Annotated in this window: 15 protein-coding genes and 1 pseudogene; 8 read left to right on the top strand and 8 right to left on the bottom strand. The window is 70.8% G+C overall.

Annotated elements, in window-relative coordinates:
• Nucleotides 1–233 (bottom strand): annotated as a pseudogene (locus K3888_RS16175) (hypothetical protein); the annotation flags it as partial.
• A gap of 219 nt (nt 234–452) precedes the next feature.
• On the opposite strand from K3888_RS16175, the gene K3888_RS16170 reads away from it, so the two are divergent.
• Together K3888_RS16170 and K3888_RS16165 are read left to right on the top strand one after the other, a co-directional pair.
• Complete coding sequence (locus K3888_RS16170; protein ID WP_230931311.1) at nt 453–1034, top strand: hypothetical protein; 582 nt, start codon at nt 453–455, stop codon at nt 1032–1034.
• A gap of 172 nt (nt 1035–1206) precedes the next feature.
• Nucleotides 1207–1701, top strand: a complete 495-nt coding sequence (locus tag K3888_RS16165) for a hypothetical protein (RefSeq protein WP_230931310.1) — start codon at nt 1207–1209, stop codon at nt 1699–1701.
• 62 nt (nt 1702–1763) lie between these two features.
• On the opposite strand, the gene K3888_RS16160 is transcribed toward K3888_RS16165, so the two are convergent.
• Genes K3888_RS16160 through K3888_RS16145 form a run of 4 tightly spaced genes read right to left on the bottom strand, consistent with a single transcriptional unit; the run spans nt 1764 to nt 7671 of the window.
• Nucleotides 1764–2150 (bottom strand): MmcQ/YjbR family DNA-binding protein, encoded by a 387-nt coding sequence (locus K3888_RS16160; RefSeq protein WP_230931309.1) that lies wholly within the window; start codon nt 2148–2150, stop codon nt 1764–1766.
• Between the two features lie 3 nt (nt 2151–2153).
• Nucleotides 2154–4745: a GNAT family N-acetyltransferase gene (locus K3888_RS16155; RefSeq protein WP_230931308.1), complete on the bottom strand. Its 2592-nt coding sequence runs from the start codon at nt 4743–4745 to the stop codon at nt 2154–2156.
• Nucleotides 4742–6184, bottom strand: a complete 1443-nt coding sequence (locus K3888_RS16150) for a lysine N(6)-hydroxylase/L-ornithine N(5)-oxygenase family protein (RefSeq protein ID WP_230931307.1) — start codon at nt 6182–6184, stop codon at nt 4742–4744. Before K3888_RS16150 ends, K3888_RS16155 begins: the two co-directional genes overlap by 4 nt.
• A complete protein-coding gene (locus K3888_RS16145; RefSeq protein ID WP_230931306.1) occupies nt 6181–7671 on the bottom strand; it encodes a pyridoxal phosphate-dependent decarboxylase family protein in 1491 nt (496 codons plus the stop codon). The genes K3888_RS16150 and K3888_RS16145 overlap by 4 nt, the downstream gene beginning before the upstream one ends.
• Before the next feature lie 221 nt (nt 7672–7892).
• Here K3888_RS16145 and K3888_RS16140 point away from each other — a divergent pair, with 221 nt between their 5' ends.
• From K3888_RS16140 to K3888_RS16115, 6 genes are all read left to right on the top strand, one after another.
• Nucleotides 7893–8996, top strand: coding sequence for an iron-siderophore ABC transporter substrate-binding protein (locus K3888_RS16140; RefSeq protein ID WP_230931305.1), 1104 nt, complete (start codon nt 7893–7895; stop codon nt 8994–8996).
• Between the two features lie 4 nt (nt 8997–9000).
• Nucleotides 9001–10110: a FecCD family ABC transporter permease gene (locus tag K3888_RS16135; RefSeq protein ID WP_230931304.1), complete on the top strand. Its 1110-nt coding sequence runs from the start codon at nt 9001–9003 to the stop codon at nt 10108–10110.
• The gene (locus K3888_RS16130) at nt 10107–11165 is read left to right on the top strand and encodes a FecCD family ABC transporter permease (RefSeq protein ID WP_230931303.1); all 1059 of its coding nucleotides are present in this window, start codon (nt 10107–10109) and stop codon (nt 11163–11165) included. Before K3888_RS16135 ends, K3888_RS16130 begins: the two co-directional genes overlap by 4 nt.
• The gene (locus K3888_RS16125; protein ID WP_372459586.1) at nt 11165–12076 is read left to right on the top strand and encodes an ABC transporter ATP-binding protein; all 912 of its coding nucleotides are present in this window, start codon (nt 11165–11167) and stop codon (nt 12074–12076) included. Before K3888_RS16130 ends, K3888_RS16125 begins: the two co-directional genes overlap by 1 nt.
• Nucleotides 12073–13020, top strand: coding sequence for a siderophore-interacting protein (locus K3888_RS16120; protein ID WP_230931302.1), 948 nt, complete (start codon nt 12073–12075; stop codon nt 13018–13020). The genes K3888_RS16125 and K3888_RS16120 overlap by 4 nt, the downstream gene beginning before the upstream one ends.
• A gap of 103 nt (nt 13021–13123) precedes the next feature.
• Nucleotides 13124–14170 (top strand): oxygenase MpaB family protein, encoded by a 1047-nt coding sequence (locus tag K3888_RS16115; RefSeq protein ID WP_230931301.1) that lies wholly within the window; start codon nt 13124–13126, stop codon nt 14168–14170.
• Nucleotides 14171–14225: 55 nt separating this feature from the next.
• Here K3888_RS16115 and K3888_RS16110 read toward each other — a convergent pair whose 3' ends face one another.
• The 3 genes from K3888_RS16110 to K3888_RS16100 are packed head-to-tail and all read right to left on the bottom strand — an operon-like array spanning nt 14226 to nt 19444.
• Nucleotides 14226–15428 (bottom strand): Wadjet anti-phage system protein JetD domain-containing protein, encoded by a 1203-nt coding sequence (locus K3888_RS16110; protein WP_230931300.1) that lies wholly within the window; start codon nt 15426–15428, stop codon nt 14226–14228.
• Nucleotides 15415–18747 (bottom strand): ATP-binding protein, encoded by a 3333-nt coding sequence (locus K3888_RS16105; RefSeq protein ID WP_230931299.1) that lies wholly within the window; start codon nt 18745–18747, stop codon nt 15415–15417. The genes K3888_RS16110 and K3888_RS16105 overlap by 14 nt, the downstream gene beginning before the upstream one ends.
• A complete protein-coding gene (locus K3888_RS16100) occupies nt 18740–19444 on the bottom strand; it encodes a DUF4194 domain-containing protein (protein ID WP_230931298.1) in 705 nt (234 codons plus the stop codon). Before K3888_RS16100 ends, K3888_RS16105 begins: the two co-directional genes overlap by 8 nt.
• Nucleotide 19445 lies beyond the last annotated feature (1 nt).

Below are 19445 nucleotides of genomic sequence, written 5' to 3'. Positions count from 1 at the left end.
ATCGAGTATCCGGGCCGGGGATCGTCGGGGTCGGTACCGCAGCCCGGGTAGTCCAGACTTGCGGTCATCAACTGGTGCGCTGCCGACAGTCGTTGCGCCGCCGCACGGTTCTCGGCCTCCCACCCCGCACGCGCAGCATCAGCCGCGGCCGAGATCGCCGCAGGAGCAGCAGATGCGGCCGGACCGGTGGGCGAAGTCGAAGGGCCCGCCTTGTCGTCGTCATCCCTCCCCATCAGCCCCCACCTCCGTTCCTTTCCGCTCCGCGCTCACATCGAATGTGTGTTCTATTTTACGCCCATCACTCGTGCTGTGCAATGGTTATTTCGAATCCGTGTGGGGGCTGAGTTCGGCTGTGAGGGTAACGCTCAGAAGATGCTGAGGTATATGTGGTGGGCCTAATATTTGTTACGAGCCGGGGCGGACGTCCCGAATTCCCACAACGGAGGCAGCCCATGTCCCAGTCCATGTCCAAGACCACCGCTTATGTCGGCGCACTCGCTGCCGCGCTGCTCGTCGCCTCGGCAGGAACCGCGGGCGCACAGAGCTCCGAGTTGATCGGGTCGGCGACCGGATCTGTGTCCGGCTCCGATTCCGGTTTGGAATCGGGGTCGCTGGGATCACTGACGGGCTCGTCCGACATGGACGGTGACTACCTGGGCTCGGTCGGTGAGATGGCTCCGGCGTCGGTGACCGGCTCGCTGCCCGGCTACGCGACCGGCGTCCTCGGTTCCACGGCCACGCTGACGTGCAACGTCGGCTCCGCCGCGACCGCTGCCGCCGGGCTGGCCGGCGTGCCGCTGCCGATCCCGATCAGTGGCATCTGTTCGGTCGTCAACCCGTTGGCGAAGTCGGGAGATGCCCTCATGGGTGGCGACACCCAGGGGTCGGTCGACGCGGTGATCGGGGGCGTGCCGGTCGTCGGCACCTCGGTCACGAAGCACGTGGACACCTCCTCGGTGACCGAGCAGGTCGAGGAGATCGTGGGTGACCGTCTCGGGTCCCTCGCGGAGACCTCGCTGTCACCGCAGAACTGACTCAACGAAAGTCGTATCGGCAGCCGCCGGGTCCGTTCGGCCCGGCGGCTGTCCGGCTATCTCAATACAGTAAAACACTGTTCATCGTGACGGGGTCTGATTAGGGTTGGTCCAGGTCAGGTGCGGTCCACACCTGGGGGCGCACACAGAATGTTCCACCTGGAGGTCGACCATGTTCAGATCCACCGCGGTTGTAGGAGCTTTAGCGGCGGGGCTACTCGTGCTGTCCAGCGCGCCGGCACACGCCCAGCTCTCCTCGGATGCCCCTGACGACTACCTGGGCTCGGCAGGGGAGGTTCTCCCGGGGTCGGTGACCGGGTCGCTGCCGGGCTACGCCACCGGGCCGGTCGGCTCCGTCGCCACTGCGGTCTGCAGCGCCGGCAGCGTCGCCGGGCTCGCGGGAGTCGGCGTGCCCGGAAGCGTCCGGCCCGTCTGTATGGTCGGGCCGGCGATCGGCGAGTCGATCGACCAGTTCATGAACGGCGACCACCGGGGGTCCGTGGAGACCATGATCAGCGGAGTACCGTACGTCGGCAGCCTCCTGGCCGAGGTCGTGCCCACCGATTCGGCGGTCGACGCCGTGGGGACCGCGGCGAACCAGGGGTCCGGCGGCACGACGGGGCAGCTCTCGTTCGACTCGATTGCTTCCCAGCTGCCCGGCAGCTAGGGGCGCCCGCGGGGCGGGCTCGGTCAGCGAACGTGACGCGGCCGGGCGTTCCCGAGGCGCACCTATCGCTGACCCCGGCCGAAGGCGTGCGGTTCGACCGGCTGCATCGCTCGCGGCAGTGCCGCCACGACCAGTCGGTAGGACTCCGTCACGAGTTCGGACACCTCGTCGGCTGTCAGGGACCGGCCCGGACGCAGCGAGATCCAATGCCGCTTGTTCATGTGATAACCGGGTGTGATGTCAGCGTGCGCCTCGCGTAGCGCCATGCTGTCCGACGGTAGCGCTTTGAGGGTGACGATCGGTTCGCCGCGGTGGTCGACGAGGAACAGGAAGATCTTCCCGGCGACCTTGTACACCTCGTATTCGGGTCCGAACGGGAACTCCAACGTGGAGGCGGGGAGCTCGCGTGCCCGCTCCGCCGCAAGACGCTGGAGTTCCTGTCCGTTCATGGCCTAGGAGGTTACGGCACCCATCCGGGCCAACGGGTTGTCGAGATGCCCCGCGAACTGGAGTGAGCCCGCCTGGTCGGTGAGGTCGACCATCTGTCGGGTGTTGCGCAGCTGCAGCCGGTTGAGGCACGAGTGCTCGAACCGTGGCGAGAAGAGCGCGTCCCGTGTGGGTTCATGCACGCGTCCGTCGTCGTCGAGTTCCTCCAGGCACCGCCGTGCCTCGTCCCAGAAGGCGTCGGCGGCGAGCACACCGGCTCCGTCCAGGATGCCCGCCAGGTGGCGCAGTACCCCGTCCATCACGTCGGTGTGGACCGACAGGGCGGCGGTTTCGGCGTCCACCACGTGCTTGATCCGGCCGATCCGCTCGGGCAGGTCCCGCTCGCGCACCACGGCCACCTCCTCGCCGATGTCCTTGAACAGGGCGCGCCTCGGCCGATGCGCGGAGTCGATCACCAGGATCACGTTCTCGCCGTGCGGCATGAACACGAGCCCGTGCGCGAGCAGGCAGCGGGCGACCGGGGCGAGGTAGGCGTCGAGCAGCGCCCGCACCCACGTACGCGCGGGTAGGCCGGAACGCTCGATGTGTTCGACGACGAGCGGCCGCCCATGGAGGTCCACGTGCAGGAGCGAGGCCAGTGTGAACGCACGCTCGCCCCGGGCCAGGCGTGGGATCGGACTCTCACGCCAGAGGGCGGCGATCATCTTGGTGTGTGGCCCCTCGTCGGAGACGCCGGCCGTGGCGGCCCGGTGGTAGGCGTCGCCGGTGTAGCCGACGGCCGCGACCTCGCGCAGGAGCCCGAGGCCGAGCCGTCGCAGCACGGGGTCGGAGTCGACGACGCCGGCCACCCAGTCGTTGACCGCCGGGGTGTCGCGCATGTACTTCGGCGACAGTCCGCGCGTGAAGCCCATGTTCTGCACCGCCAGCGCGGTCTTGACGTAGCCGCGCTGCGGATCGGTGACGTCGAAGAACGTGCGCACGGACTGCTGGGGCCGATACTCGTGTTCGGATTCGCCCAGGTGGACGAGGTCACGCCGGGCCAGATCCGGCGCGAACGCGACAGCGATCTTGTGCTCCCACTGCCACGGGTGGACCGGCAGGAGCCGGTAGTCGCCGGGGTCCAGGCCCAGGGCTCGGAGGTGGGCGTGGCAGCGATCCAGGGTGTCGTCGCCGAACTCGCGCCGGTAGTGGGTGTCCTCGTCGAGGCCGTCGACGGTCGACAGGTGGCTCAGGCCGCGGCGCGCGGCCAGCCACACCAGGCGGGTCGGGGCGGGGGACTCCGGGGTCAGGCGGTGCCGGTCGCCGAGTCCGAGCCCGATCCGCGCGTTGTTGGCCACGAACCCCGGGTGTCCCTCGGTCATCGCGGCCTCGACCTCCTGGAGCCCGGCCTCGGCGAGCTCCTGGGCGGGCCGGTCGCGGTGGTGCAGGCAGAACGCGGCCGAGCCGAGGGTGGCGGCGATCTCCTCGAGGTAGGTGCCCATCAGGTCGGCGGGGATCCCCAGCGACGGCGCGAGCGCGATCACCAGCGCCTGCGCATCCGGTTCGGCAACGGCGCCGCCTCCGATCCCGGAATCAGCTCCGGGTTCCAGACCTGCAGCGCCGCCACCGTCGACCTGGCGGCGTAGCGATCCGGCGTCGATCACCCAGTGCTCCAGCGGCAGCACGCGGGCGAGAAAGGTCCAGCGCTCGTCGCCGGCGCGGACCTCGTACCGGCAGGTTCCGGCGGCAGCCTCGGCGATGGGCGTGGGGGAGAGGAGCCGTTCGTGGGAGAACTCGGCGAGGATCTTCGCGCACAGATGGCGGTGGGCGCGCCGCATCGCGTGGCCCGTCAGGTGGGTGTGTGACGGCGCGTGTGAGTACGACGACGACAACGGCGCTCCCGGCACCAACGGCCACGTCCCGCGCCCGATTTCGGACCGCACGAAATCGTCGGCTCTACAGGTGGAGAGCAGGGCGGTCTTGTCGGGCAGGGCCACCGGTCCGTCCTCTCCGAAGCCGGCCCGGGCGTTGAGCCGGTGCACGGCGGTGTTCCGGAGGTCGGGCTCGACCACCAATCGGCGCACGGGCTGCCCGACCGGGGTCGCGGGATCGGGCGCCGCGGCATGATCCGGCGCACCGGCATGCTCGGAAACGGGGGGCGCCGCGAACGCGGTGCCGCAGATCGCCCCCATGACGGCGGCCGTGGTGCCGGGCACCGGGGTGCGGGTGGGCGCGACCAGCAGGTGCATCCCGAGGTCGCCCGGCTGGTGCGGATAGTGGCCCGCGAGCTCGAGGATCGCCGGGTCGTAGAAGACGGCCAGGCCCACACGCAGGCCGTCGATCCGGACCACGTGCACCCGACGGTGGGGCGAGGCTGTCCAGTCCGCGAAGAACTCCTCGACCTGCTCGGGCGTCGTACCGCGCATACCCCAGTACTCGGACTCGGGGTGGTTCAACCAGGCGTGCAGGGTGCGGACCGCGCCGTCAGGGCGGGTGAGGTCCAGGGGTTCGAGCGTGACGATGCCCGCCGGCGTGCGGTGTGCGCTGACCGGGGTGCCGGCCGCGGGGCGGTGCGTGGCGCGAAGCGGGGCGGCGTCGGTCTGGTCGGTGATGCTCATCGGACCTCCTGGGGTCGGGTCGCCGGAACGAAGGACGGGGCGCGCAGCCGGCCGGGCGCCGCAGCGGGTGCGCCGAACTGCTGGAACGCGATGCTGGTCTCGATCGGGTAGACCTCGCGGCCGCAGATGGTGCGCAGGATGATGCTGTTGCGCATGGCGCCCATGCCCAGATCCGGTGCTGTCAGCCCGTGGGTGTGCTCCTCCGCGTTCTGGACGTGGATGAAGGAGTGCGCGCGGTCGATGGTGTGATCCCGGGCCACGCGGTAGCGGCCTGGGCCGGCGCCCGCGGAGGGCTCGCGGTCGATGTCGGAGGCGACCCCTTCGAGAAATCGCGGTGGCGTGGGGGAGTAACCCGTGGCCAGCACGAGTCCGGCGGTGTGGTGTGACCACTGTCGACCTGTGTCGTTGCAGTGCAGGTCGAGCCGGATCGATCGATCCACCCCGGCTCCGTCGAGCGTGGTGGCGGCCGCCAGGAGGCCGGGCTCCAGTCCGTGGACGGACCGCTGGTAGAGCAGGTCATGGATCCGGTTGATCAGCTCGGAGTCGATGCCCTTGTAGAGCGAGCGCTGCTCGCGCAGCATGCGGTCCCGCTGGTCGGCGGGCAGGGCGTGGAAGTGGTCGACGTACTCCGGAGAGGTCATCTCGAGGGTGAGCTTGGTGTACTCCATCGGGAAGAATCTCGGGGAGCGCGTCACCCAGTCCACGCGTGGACCTCCTGCGTCGGAGCGCGGACCACCGCCGGACGCGGACAACAGATCGTGGTAGACCTCCGCTGCGGACTGGCCGCTGCCCACCACGGTCACCGACTCCAGCGCCAGCAGTTCATCGCGCCGGTGCAGGTAGTCGGAGGCGTGCAGTGCCACCGTCCCACCGGTGTCCAGCGGGGCAGGGTCGATCGGGGTCCACGGGGTGGTGCCGATTCCCAGCACCAGATGCCGGGTCCGGTAGACCTCGGTGCCCTCGGAGGTGATGGCCGTGACCCGGTAGACGGGCGCCGGGTCGATGCGGTTGTCGTCGTCATAACCGTCGGCATAGTTGTTGTCGCCCGGCGCGGTGAGCTCATCCTCGCGGCGGACGTCGACCACCTCCCGCCCCCACCGCAGGCCACCCACACGCTCGGCGGCCCAGCGGCAGTAGGCGTCGTACTCGGCGCGCAGCGGCTGGAAGTCTTCACGGATGTAGAAGGGGTACAGGCGGCCGGCCTGTTTGAGGTAGGCCAGGAACGAGTACGGCGATGTCGGGTCGGCCAGGGTGACCAGGTCGGCGAGAAACGGCACCTGGATGGTCGCGTCGTCGAACATGAGCCCGTGGTGCCAGGCGAAACCGTCGCGGGCGTCGAGGAATACGGCGTCCAGGCCCAGCGGTTCCGCGAGGCAGGCCAGGCCGAGGTTGAACGGGCCGACGCCGATTCCCAGCAGGTCGTGGATCTTCTCGCTCACGTGAGCACCTCCGCGGCCGGGGCCGGGCGCAGCCCGTCGGCGATGCGGCGGGCGGCGGCGCGGACATCGGCGAGGACGATCTCGACGTCGACGTCGGTCAGATTCGGGTCCAGCACGGTGAGCTTGAGGCAGGGGCGGCCGTCGACCACTGTCGCCGCGACGAGGGAGTGGCCCTCGGCGAAGAGGATGTCGCGCACCGGGCGGACCAGGGAGTCGAGGGGGCCGTCGGGTCGCGGGCACGGCCGGAACAGCACGGTCGACAGGTCCGGCCGGCGCACCAGTTCCAGTTCGGGATCCTCCTCGATGATCCGCGCGATTCTGCGGGCCGAATCGATCGATGCGTCGAGTAGGCGTCCGATGCCGTCGGCGCCCAGTACCCGCAGCGTCATCCAGAGCTTGAGGGCATCGAAGCGGCGGGTGGTCTGCAGCGATTTGTCGACGGCGGCGAGGTCCCCGCTGCCCGAGGCGTGGTGGTCGCCATCAGCCGGGTTGAGATACTCGGCGCTGACGGTGGAGTGGCGGAAGCCGGCGCCGTCGCGCAGGAGGAGGGCGGAGGCGGCGACGGGGAGGAAGAAGGTCTTGTGGAAGTCGACCGTCACCGAGTCGGCGGCGCCGATCCCGTCCAGGAGTGCATGGTGTGCGGGGGAGACGAGCAGCCCGCCGCCGTAGGCCGCGTCCACGTGCAGCCACACGTCGTGTCGGTCGCAGACCTCGCCGATCGCACGGAGCGGATCGATCGCGCCGTGGTCGGTGGTGCCGGCCAGGGCCACGACGGCCGCGACCTCGTGACCGGCGTCGGCGAGTGAGGCGAGAGTGCGGTCGAGGGTCGCCGGATCCATGCGGTCGCCGTCTCCGGGCAGGGCGATCACCGCGTCGGGCGCCAGTCCGAGCAGTCGTGCGGCCTTGACCACGCTGAGGTGGGCGTGCTCGCCGGTGACGATGCGCAGGTGGGCGAGCCTCGAGCAGCGGTCGCCCGAGCGTCCGAGACGGTTCTCGCGGGCGGTGAACAACGCCTGCAGATTAGAGGCGGTGCCGCCGGTGGTGAACACCCCGTCCGGCGACGTCGTCCCCGCCGGCGCCTCGAACCCGATGAGGTCGGCGACCCAGTCGATGAGCTTCTGTTCGATGAGACAGGCCGATGTCCCCTGGTCCCATGTTTCGACCGCGGTGTTGACCGAGGTGGCGAGAGCCTCCGCGGCGATGGCCGGAATGGTGATGGGGCAGTTGAGGTGGGCCAGGTAGCGCGGATGGTGGTACCCCACCGCGTGGTCGAGATAGAGCTCGCGCACCTCCTCGAAGGCCTTGTCGAGGGTGCCGAGCGGTACCGAGAGGTCGACAGCGGCGGTGCGTGCGGCCAGGTGTGACGGCGACGCCGCGGACCGGGGCGTCGCCCGGTCATCGAGATATCGACCCACTTCAGCGGTTGCCGCGGCCAGGGCGGCGGCATGCTCCTCGCGGCTGTGGCGGCTCAACAATGGATCGTTCACAGGCTCTCCGACCTACTCGGGGACTTGGATACCGGCGAACGGTAGGGAGGTTAGGCTTGCCTAAGCAAGGGTGGGGTGGGATGAATCACATTGTTGGGGAGGTGAAGTGGGAATGCGCATTCAGGCGCTTGCGTCGGGCGCCGTCTGGCCTCTACTGTTGCGCGCACCAAGGTTAGCCAAGCCTAAGCGGACTGGCTGCGACACTCAGGGACGGAGAACCCATGACCACACCCGCCGCACGATCCCGGCTCGACGTCGCCCCATCCGGCGCCGCGCGCCCCGGCGGGCGGGTCATCCTGCTCGTTCTCGGTGTGATGGTCGCCCTCATCGCGCTGGTGGCCGGCTGCTCGACCGGTGCGGTCGACGGTGGCGGTGACCAGGCGGTGACAGGAGATGTCGAGCGCCAGGGGAGCTTCCCGCGGACCGTCACCCACGCCTACGGCGAGACCGAGATCCCGGAGGCGCCGACCCGCGTCGCCACCGTCTCGTGGGTCAACGCAGACACCTCTCTCGCGCTGGGCGTCGTCCCGGTCGGGATGCCCCGCAACTCGTTCGGGGCCAACGCCGCCGGCTCGACGGACTGGTTCGACTCGAAGCTCGAGGAGATGGGCGGTACGATGCCCGAGCTGTACTCCGAGACCGACGGCATCAACACCGAGGCGATCGCCGCACTGCAGCCCGACCTCATCCTGGGCGCCTACTCCGGTATGACCGCCGAAGAGTACGAGACGCTCTCCAAGATCGCCCCCACCATCGCGATGCCCGAGGGCGATGTGGCGTTCGGCACCGCGTGGCAGGACTCCACCCGGCTCATCGGTGAGGCCCTCGGGCGGTCCGAGGCGGCCGAGGAGCTCATCACCGATGTCGAATCCCAGATCGAGCAGGTCGCGACGGATAGCCCGGACATCCAGGGCACGACCTTCGTGTACGGAACCGTCGACCCCGAGGCCGCTGAGAAGATCTACGCCTTCACCGACGTCGACAACCGCCCCCGATTCCTCACCGAGCTGGGCATGGTCCAGGCCCCGGTGGTCTCCGAGGCCTCCAGCGGGTCGCCCGACGAGTTCGCCGTCACCTGGTCGCCCGAGCGCGCTGACGAGCTGGAGTCGGACATCCTCGTGACGTACGCGACCTCGCCGCAGGTGCGTGAGGCGATCGAGTCCGACCCGCTGCTCGGCCGGATCCCCGCCGTCGAAGCCGGTCGCATGGTTCTCCAGACCGACGAGCAGCAGGTGCTTTCGATCTCCGCGGCATCCCCGCTGAGCCTGCCGTGGGCGCTCGACAACGTTGTCCCCGACATCATCACCGCAGCACAGCAGTCCTGATCACGTGATCACCATCGACGATCCCACCACGCCGTCGGTCACCACAAAGGTAACCGCCCGGCCGCCCCGCCACGGCCCGAGTCGGGCAGTGGTGGGCACGGTGGTGTCGGTGGCGTTGCTCGCCGTGGCGATCGCGGGGTCGCTGTTCATCGGTGCCCGCACGGTCGACCCGGCGGTGGTGTGGTCGGCCCTCACCGCCCTGCCGGGCCAGGTGCTCTCCGGTGATCTGGCCGCGGCGCTGGCTCCCGGTTCGAACGCCTCGATGGACGAGGTCGTGGTGGCCGCACGGGTGCCGCGAACGATCACCGCCATCCTCGTGGGAGCGGCGCTCGCGGTCGCCGGGGCCGGCCTCCAGGGCGCCACCCGGAACCCACTCGGTGACCCGGGGTTGCTCGGCCTCACCGCCGGCGCCGCGCTCGGCGTGGTGCTGGGGCTCGCTCTCGCGCCCGCCGCAGCGCCGTCGGTCGTCTCCCTGTTCGCCGTCGCGGGCGCCCTCGCCGCAGGACTGGTGGTGACCGGCGCGGGAAGGCTCGGGGCGGACTCGGGCACGGGCCTCGTACTGGCCGGAGCCGCGGTGACCGCCGGCTGCACGGCCGTGACCTCGTCACTGGTCATCGCCCTGCCCGCAGTGCTCGACCGCTTCCGCTTCTGGGGCCTCGGGTCGGTGGACCGCTCCGGGATCCCGGAGATCGGGGCGGCCCTGCCGTTCATCCTGCTCGGCCTGGTGCTGGTCCTGGCCGGGGCCGCCACTCTCGACGCGCTCGCGCTCGGCGACGACCTCGCCCGCGGGCTCGGCGTGGGCCCGGCCGCCGGCCGGGCGGTCGTGCTGTCCGGGGTGGTGATCCTGTCCGGGGTCGCCACCGCGCTCGCCGGCCCGATCGCGTTCCTCGGACTGCTCGTCCCGCACCTGCTCCGTCGCCTGGTGGGCGTCGGCAACCGCGTGGTCCTGGGGCTGTCGGTGATCGTCGGACCCGTCGTCCTGCTCATCGCGGACACCGCCGGGCGGGTCATCGCCCCGCCCGGTGAGATCGCGGTGGGCGTGATGACCGTGGCGATCGGCGTCCCGTTCCTCATCGCGCTCCTTCGCGCGGGCCAGGGGGTGAGCACCTCGTGACCGCGGTCCTCGAGAAGCCGACGACGCACGCCGATACGGCTCAGATCGTCCGCGAGCTCTCCGCGCGCCGTCGGCGTCACGCGTTCCGTGTGGTCGTCGGTCTCGTCGTGGTTCTCCTCGCCGTCATGGCGGTGCGGATCCTGCTCGGCCGCTACACCGTCACCATCCCCGACTTCCTGGCGATACTCGGCGGGGCGCGGATCCCCGGCGCGACGTTCGTCGTCATGGAGGACAAGCTTCCGCGTGCTGTTCTCGGGGCGCTCGCCGGGTTCGCGTTCGGCGCGTCGGGGGCGCTGTTCCGCCGCGTGCTCGGCAACCCCCTGGCCAGTCCGGACATCCTCGGCATCGCGCACGGGGCCTCGGCCGGTGCGGTCGCCGGCATGGCCCTGTGGGGCCTGCGCGGGATCGCGATCGTGCCCGCGGCGCTGGTCGGCTCGGGCGTGGCGCTGGCGATCGTGCTGGCCGCCTCCGCCGGCAGGCACACCGGGATCGTCGGCCAACGGTTCCTGCTGGGCGGCGTGGCCGTCGCCGCGCTCGGCACCGCTGTGGTCACCCAGCTCATCGCCCGTCTGACACTCAGCGGCGCCCAGGAGGCCGCGGTGTGGACGGTCGGATCGCTCTCGGGCGCCTCCGGCCAGCGGATCACCTGGCTCGCCGCGACGTTGGTCCTGCTCATCCCTGCGGGGGTGTGGCTGCACTCGGCGCTCCGGCCCGCCGAGTTGGGCCCCGAACTCGCCGTGGGACTGGGCTCACGTCCCGCGCCGACCCGCGCCGCCGCTCTCGGGGTCGGCACGATGCTCGCCGCTGCCGCTACAGCTGTAGCGGGGCCGCTCGCCTTCGTCGCACTACTGTCCACTCCCATCGCCGGTGCACTCGGCCGCGGACGGCCCCGCCTGCTCACCGCCGCGCTGGTCGGCGCTGTGATCGTCGTGGCAGCCGACATCGTGGCCTCCGAGGCGCTGAGCACCGTAGACCTGCCCACCGGCGTGGTGACCGGCGCGCTCGGCGCCCCCGCCATGCTGTGGATCCTCCTGCGCTCGAGAAAGGTGGTCTGATGACCCTTCCCGCGAACACCGCCGACCGCGCGCCGGCGCCCACGCCCGTCGCAGAGACATCCTCTCGGCCGGCTCCCGCGGCCGGACCGGAGGCACAGCCCGCATTCCGCATGCGGGGTCTGACGCTCGGCTACGGCGCAGACCCGGTGATCCGCGATCTCGACCTCGATATCCCCGCAGGCCGGACCACCGTCCTCATCGGCGCCAACGGATGCGGCAAGTCCACCATCCTGCGCGCGCTGGGCCGCCACCTGCACCCGATGTCGGGAACGATCGAGGTCGCCGGGCGGGACCTGGCCAAGATCAAGGCGCGCGAGCATGCCCGGTCGGTGGCGTTCCTGCCGCAGTCGCCGTTGGTGCCGGAGGGGCTCACGGTCGCCGAGTTGGTCGCCCGGGGGCGGCATCCTCACCGCCGGTGGTGGGGAGGTGGTGACGACGACGAGGGGGTCGTCGCCGAAGCGCTGACGCTGACCGACACGGCCGGACTGGCGCATCGTCGCGTCGATGAGCTGTCCGGCGGGCAGCGGCAGCGCGTCTGGGTGGCGCTCGTACTGGCCCAGTCGACGCCCACCCTGTTGCTGGACGAGCCGTGCTCGTTCCTGGATCTCGCGCACCAGCTCGACGTGTTGGACCTGGTCCACGATCTACCGATGCCCGGCGGGTCGCGCGAGCCCGGTGCCGGACGAAGAACCGTGGTGGCCGTCCTGCACGAGCTCAGTCTCGCCGCGCGCGTCGCGGATCATCTCGTGGCGGTCGCCGAGGGCGGTGTGGTGGCCGCCGGGCCGCCCGACGAGGTGATCACGCGCGCGACCCTGCGCAGGGTGTTCGACCTCGACGCAGACATCATCACCGACCCGGTGACGGGACATCCCGTGGTGCTGCCACGGAGCCGACGGAAGGGGACAGCATGACCGCTATGGCTGTAGAGGCACCGATCGTGTGCTCGGAGACCCGGGTGATCGACGTGCGACGTGTGGGGCAGTCGTACATCCGGCTCGTCGTGGCCGGTCCCGACCTGCTGAGGTGGTCCGCCGAGGTGGTGGACCCGGGAACCGTGGCCGACGCGTACGTCAAGCTCTTCATCCCGCCGCCGGGTGGGCCCGGGGTCGTTCCGGATCCGGAGGACATCCGGGCCTGGCTCGCTCTGCCGGAGGCAGAGCGGGGCTGGATGCGTACGTACACGGTGCGGCGGGCCGACACGGTGGATCTCGACGGTGAGCAGGTGCCCGCCCTGACCATCGATATGGTGGTCCACCCCGGTGACGACGAGGGGCCCGGTTCCGGCTGGGCGCGCAGCGTCGCGGTAGGGGACGAGCTGCGGATCGCCGGACCGGGGCGGGGGCATGCGCCGTGGGCCGCCTGGGCGCCCGGAGAGGCAGGACGCATCGTGTGCGCGGGGGACGAGACCGCCGCGCCCGCGTTGCTGGCGATCGCCGACGAGCTCGCGGCAGGGCCGGCCGGAGCCGAGGACGCCGACGCGTCGGCTGCGCGCGAGGTGAGCATCGTGATCGAGGTGCCCACCGAGGGTGATGTGGTCGCGATGGCGGACGGCGCGCCCGGGTTCGTCACCGTCTTGGCACGGTCGGGTGAGCCCGGTGAGGCAGTGCTCCGTCACCTGGCGGGCGTCCTCGATCTGGGCGCGGGGTGCGTCGAGACCGTGATGGGCGGACGCCGGCCCTCCGAGCGTGAGTGGCAGCCGGCCACGGCCGTGTCGGAGGGGGATCCGTACGTGTTCCTCGCCGGCGAGGCCGCGTTGGTCAAGGCGATGCGCCGGCTCGCCGTGGACGCGGCCGGGATCACGAAGGGTTCCGTGGCTTTCATGGGTTACTGGCGGCGCGGTGCCGCCGAGTCCTAGGGTCCGGCCAGTGGCGAGAGTAGTGGCGCGAGTAGTGGCGTAGACCACGCCACGGTGCTACGGTCACGACACCGACTGGACAAAACCTAGGGTGGTGTCAACCATGACGAGTCAGTACCTTCGCCCGGACGAAGGCCTCTTCCCCGCCGATTCGGTGGCGCGCCGGGTGTGGGCGTACCCGACCTCGGCGCTTCTGGGCTTCATCCGCGCGGTGACCATCGAGCACCTCGATCCCGATCTCACCGCGGCGGTCGACGCCAGCGGCCAGGTGCTCCAGCGGCCCGCACTGCGTTACGACCGGACCGTGCAGTACTTCGCCACGGTTTTGTTCGGGGACGCCGCGTCGGTGATCAAGTCCTCGGACGTCCTCATGAAGATCCACGCCCGAGCCCACGGCCCGAACCCCGTGACAGGCGGGACATTCGACTCCAACGACCCGGACTCCCAGCTGTGGATCCACATGACGGCCTGGCACTCGATCCTCTACGTCTACGAGAAGTACGGCCCCGGCAGGCTCTCCCGCGCCGAGGAGACCGAGTACTGGCGAGAATGCGCGATCGCCGCTGCCGTGCAGCCCATTCGCCTCGACGACGTCCCGACGTCCCGGGGCGAGGTCCAGAAGTACTTCGACGACTGGCGCGACCGCCTCGCCGCGTCCGAGGCGGCCGTCCACAACGTCGACTTCATCCTCCACGGCATGGACACGATCTTCACCACCCTGCCGGCCCCGCTCCGGGCGGTGCTGGGTCCGGTGATCCGCTCCGGCGTGATCGCCACGTACCCGCGGTGGATGCGGCCGCTCATGGGCGTGCGGCAGTCGAGGCTCGCCGACACCGCCGTGACCGCTGTGATCCGGCCCGGGATGGCCGCCCTCGCCCGCAGTCCACGGGCGCAGATGTGGTTCCTCGAGCGGGTCGCCCCACGCGGGGGCCCGGTGCTCACGGGCCATATCCGTGGTCTGCCGGCCGAGTCCTCGAGCGTCTACTCGCCTGCGGAGGCACGCAAGAAGTTCGGCGATCCGCGCACGCCGCTCGAGCAGTATGCGGACCAGCTCGCGACTCGCGGCGCTGACGAGGCTCTTTCCCCGTACGAGCACAACCACCACGATGCGCCGCTCGAGTTCGTGGCACCGCGGGCCAAGGCCGGATGACCTGCGGGAGCGCCAGGCAGCGATAGCCCCCACCCAGCGTGGGGCGGGGAGTTGCCTACAGGGCGCGGAGTGCGTCAGTCAGACGGGGGAGCGCCCAGTCCCACGGGATGCGCTCTTGCTCCAACCTGAGATCCCCGGCTGCCGTGAGGGCCTCGAAGGTGTCGAGCTCGTCGGCCGTGAGCCGGGCCCGGGCGGCTCGGGTCGGCGTGGGGTCAGACACGGTGAACTGCCGCCAGGCGTCGAGTGTTTCGCCGTCCATGAGGACGCTGGCGGCGTGGGGTGCGTGGTGGCGCAGCCTGTCGAGGATTGCGAAACCGTGTGAGTCGAGATCGCCCCAGTAGACGATGTGCGCCCGGAGCGCCCAGGGGAGCGCGGCCACCGCGTCGACGGCGTATCCACGGCCGAACAATGCGACCGCGCCGGGCAGGGCGGGAAGCGCGAGGAAGGTGGTGAGGTTCTCGACGACGACAAGGTGACGCGGTCCCGTCGAGTCGGCCCACAGCGTGGCGAGCTGATCGACCGGGCTCTCCACGTCGCGCAGCGGGAAGCCGATCAGGGGGTCCAGAATGCGCAGGCGTAGCCGCGGTCCGGGGCCGCGGAGCCCGAGGCCGGAGCCGGACGCGCTACCGTCCCGTCCCGATCTGGCCGCGTCGACGAGCTGCTCGATCATACGGATCCGCGATTCGATCCATTTGGTGTCGATGCCCGGCACGGCGACCTCGCGCGCAGTGAGGCCGGTGGTGGGGTTGTCGCTCGCCCAGCGACAGACGGTGAGAAGGCGGGCCATGTCCTCGTCGTCGAGCTTCTCCCACAGCGGCGCGGTGCCCGCGGCGGCACGTCGAAGCGCGACGTGGTCCGGTCCCAGTGCGCGAATCCGGTGCGTCCGGTCGAGCAGTGTGCCCCACCGCGCGAACTGACCGCCGAGTCGGGCGATGTCGTGGGCACCTCGTACTTCCACGCGGTGGGGGAGCGACACCACCCCGAAACCGGCGAGTCGACGTTCTGCCCAGGTCACCTGTACGCCCGGCGCCGAGTGCGCCGAGTCGAAGTCCCGCCACGTCCTGATCCACTCCGCCGTCCCCGTCGGGTCGTCGGCCGCGCGCGCCGCGGTCGGCATCGAGGTCGCGAACCGGACGGTGTCGGCTGCCGCGGCGTCCGGGTCCGCGAGCCAGTCGCGGTGCCGCCGTCCGAATCGGGTGGCACAGGCGTCGATCAGCGCATCGGGGGTGCGCGGTCCCTTGCCCTCAGGACCCGTCATCGTGCCCCTGCTCCCAGGTGACGCGTTCGATGCGGGAGCGGCTGCCGTCCTCGTTGCCCACCACGACGAGGCCTCCGATATAGGACTCGAGTGTCTGCAGCAGCTTGAGCGGGGTGGCCAGGACCATGTGGAACCCGAAGTCGGTGAACACGTCCATCGCTCGGCGGGTGTAGTCGGGATCGGCCCGGTCGAAGGCCTCGTCGAGCACGACGGTGCCGTAGCCGGGGACGTCCGCGTCGACGTCGGCGAGCTGGAACCGCAGTGCTGCTGCGAGGCAGAAGAACACGAGCTTCTGGGCCTGCCCGCCGGAGAGGCCGGACGACGAATCGTGGTAGTTGGTCGGCGTGCCCGCGGTATCGATCTCGACCCCGATGAACCCGACGTGCCGACGGGTGTCCAGCACGGTCCTGCGCCAACTCCTGTCCGCGGCGTCCGCCGAGCCGAGTCGGTCCAGCAGTCGGGACATCACGGCGAACCCGGCTTCGGCGCTGTCGACGGTGCGCTTGTCGAGGGCGCCGGTCACCGCCTTCTCGAGGTCGGCGAGGAAGTCGGTGACCGTTTCGGAGCGGCGATCGCGCACCTCGATCTGCAGCCATCGTCCGCTCTGGAACTCCGATCGGCGCAGCGAGGCGTTCACCGGCCTGATCCGGGACTCGATCTCGGACCGGGCGCGCCGGACCCGGCGGGCGAGCTCGCCCAGGTTCCGGGTCTGCATGTCGCCGATGAGTCCGAGGAAGCGGTCCTCGAACTCGGCCAGGCGATCGCGACGCAGCTGGACCAGCCACTCCACGGCCTCCCCGACGAACTCCGGCTCGGACCGCAGGTCGGACTTCTTCGCCGGCCAGATCTCGAGGTACGACGTGAGTACCGTGGTGATCCGGCGGTGGATCCGGTCACGCTCGCCCGCGGCGGCCACCTGCTCGGCGGCGATCGCCCGCTCGGTCCGCTGACAGATGTCCTGCACGTTGTCGGCGGTCAGGCGGCGGGTGGCCGCGTCGAGTCGGACGCCGATCCGTGCGGCGGCGTCCTCGTCCGGCTCGTCTGATGCGGAGCCGGCGAGCGTGGCGAGCCGGGCCTGGAGTCCGTCGACGATGCTGCGGACGACGGCGCGCGCCCCGGTCGCAGACTCGTAGGCGGCCTGCGCTCGGTGATGCGACTCCTCGGCGTCTCGAAGGGCGCGCTCCAGCTCCGCCACCTGCGGGTTGTCCTCGCGCCACCGCTCGAGACGATCGTGCGCGCCCGCCTCCCGATCGCGGGCGGTGGTGGAGTCGATCTCCTCCCAGCTCAGACTCTGCAGCAGGGCCGCTGCCCGCTGGTGCTCGCGGCGGTCGGCGTCCACCTGCTCCAGCGACGTCCACCGCCGTTCGTGGGCCTCGATTCGCGAGGCGATCTCGTCGCGGAGGGAGGTGAGGGCCTCCACCTTGGCGTCATCCATGCCGCCGAGCTGGAAGGCCGTGGGGTCGTCGATCCGCCGACGATCATCCTTCTCAAATCGCGCCCCGCGTTTGATCAGACCGTGCAGGGTCACGGCCTTGTCGTGGTGGTCGAGCTCGTCCGCCGTCTCCACGCACGCGATGTCGAACTCGCTCGCGAGCCGACGGTTGAGCCAGGGCTGGAACGGGCCCGCCACCGAACGGACCTTGCGGACCAGGCTGTGAGGTCCGGTCCGTCGAGCCGGATTGGCGTCGCCGTGGTCGACCACCTCGTAGATCAGCCGCACGCCCAGATGGGTGGAGTCGACGGCGGCGGCCACCCGGTCGCGCAGATGGGCGGGGACGAGCATGGTGCGGGCGATGCCGGAGAGGGCGCGCTCGATCGCCGGGCGCCAACGGGCGTGCTCGGCGGGTACGTCGAGGAGTTCTCCCGCGAAGGGGAGTTCGCGGGCGTTGACCCCGGCGGCGCCGCTGACGAGGTCCCGGGCGGTCAGCAACCGGGAGTCGATGTTGGAGCGGTGTCGGAGCACCGACTGGAGCTGCGCCTCTGCCCGCGCATGGGCCCGCTGGTCCTCGTTGAGTGAGCCCGCCACGTCGCGGAGGGTCTCGCGTTCCCGCGCGCGTTCGGTCTCCTGCTCGGCGTCCTCGCGTTCGAGGCGGGCGAGCAGTTCCGCGAAGTGCTCGGCGGAGGTCGGCAGCGAGCCGCCCAGTCGCTCCACCTCGCCGGCAGCGCGATCACGTCGGGCCGTGACGGCGGAGGCGTGGGCGCGGGCCCGCTCGAGGTCGCGTGCGAGCTCGTCGCGGCCCGCGCCGCCGCTGCCCCGGAGCCGGGCCCGGAGGTCCTCGGAGGTCGCCTGCTGCGCGTTCACCTCCTCGCGGGCGGAGGCGACGGTCGACTCCGCGGCCACGAGTGCGCCGCGTGCGGTCCGCAGCTCCTCCTCGACGAGCTCGGTGGTGACGGCGGACTGCACCGCGGGGAACGCCCTGCTCTCGGCGTCGAGCTCGCTCTCCCGCGCAAGCACCCGGTCGCGGGCCGACGCGAGCTCGGCGAGCGGGCCGAGGTGGGCGATCTGCCTGCGGACATCGACCACGGAGCGGTGGGCCTGGCGCAGCTCGGCGAACTGCTCCACCGCACGGTCGGCGATGGCGAACGTATCCGGCTCATCCAACATGAAGTCCCGGAACAGCTGGTCGAGACTCGACAGTGACTTGGCCGACAGCGTCCGGTGCAGCAGCAGCTGCGCCGCCTCCGAGGCGATACCGAGTCGGCGCCGGAAGGCCGCCGCGAACGCCGAGTAGCTGTCATGGAACCTGACGGCCGGAATCTCGCGTTTCAGTGCCCGCTTGTCGATGCCGCCGCGGAGGTAACCGAACAGGTCCGGAAGATCCAGCGGGTCGTCGGGTGAGTGCTCGCCGACCCCGTGGAGGCGTTTGACCCCGGTCGCCGAGTTGTCCCCGGAGCGCAGGTAGAGCAGGAGCAGCAGGGTCACACAGCGTTCGGCGCCGTCGGCGTAGGTCAGCGCGATCGCGGAGAAGGTGGCCTTGGGGCGGAGATAGACGGACGCGAGATCCCCGGATTCGTCGTCGGCGCCTCGGCGCCAGGCACCGCGGATGTACGACACGAGGCTGCGCCCCGACCCGCGGCCGGCCTCCTCCTGGGCGGCGGCGTTGAACCGGAGATGTGTCGGCGGCACGAGGACGGCGGACACGGCGTCGATGAGGGTGGACTTGCCGGAGCCGGATCCGCCGGTGACGAGGAAGCCTTTCCGGGGTACGTCGACGTCGTGGTACCCGTCGAGCGTGCCCCAGTTGCACACCTGGATCCGGGACAGCCGCATCTGGCCCGGGTGTTCCGGCGTGCCGGGGAGCTGCAGGGTGTCAGACATCGCCGCCCTCGTCGTTGTCGTCGTCATCGCCTTCGAGTAGCGGGTCGACGCCGGCCGCGGACCCGTCGAGCGCCTCGATCAGCGCACGGTACTCATCCCGGATCCCCGCGACGACGTTCGCGTCGAACAGGTGGCGCAGCACCGGGGAGACCTCGGCCCGCCCCTCGGTCTCGATGTCCGAGAGCAGGGAGTAGGTCTTCAGGCGGTTCCACGACGCATCGAACTTGCGGACGTAGCGGCTTCGATCCGAATCAACGACCGGTCGGTAGACGTCGATCTGTTCGGCGACGTCCTCGCAGTCCACGATCACCCGCTCGCCGGGCTGGGCCACGGACAGTTCGGATCTGAGGTGGAGGAGCAGCACGGTGTCCATGTGCGACAGCGTCTCCGTCCGGAGCACCGCCGGGACATCGACCCGGCCACCGGTGTCGACCTGCCGGGTGAACGCGATCCCCGCGTCGTGGTCCAGGACGAGGTCGAGGAACACATCCGCGAGCCGGGACCGGAGTGCGGGCTCATCCGACACCACCGCCGCCCAGATCTCCGGTTGGCGGTGGGACTGCACCAGAGGACCGGTGAGCAGGCGCGACAGCGCACGCCTGGACGCGAAGGACAGCGTTCCGGCGTCGCCGGGCCAGAGCCCGTCGTGGTCGGCCCGGTCTTCGGTTCCCGGGTCGGCGTCGTCCGATCCGGTCATT

Source organism: Dietzia aurantiaca, assembly GCF_021033825.1.
Taxonomy (GTDB): domain Bacteria; phylum Actinomycetota; class Actinomycetes; order Mycobacteriales; family Mycobacteriaceae; genus Dietzia; species Dietzia aurantiaca.
Note: the sequence above shows the minus strand (reverse complement) of the source record. Positions and strands in the feature narration are given on the sequence as shown.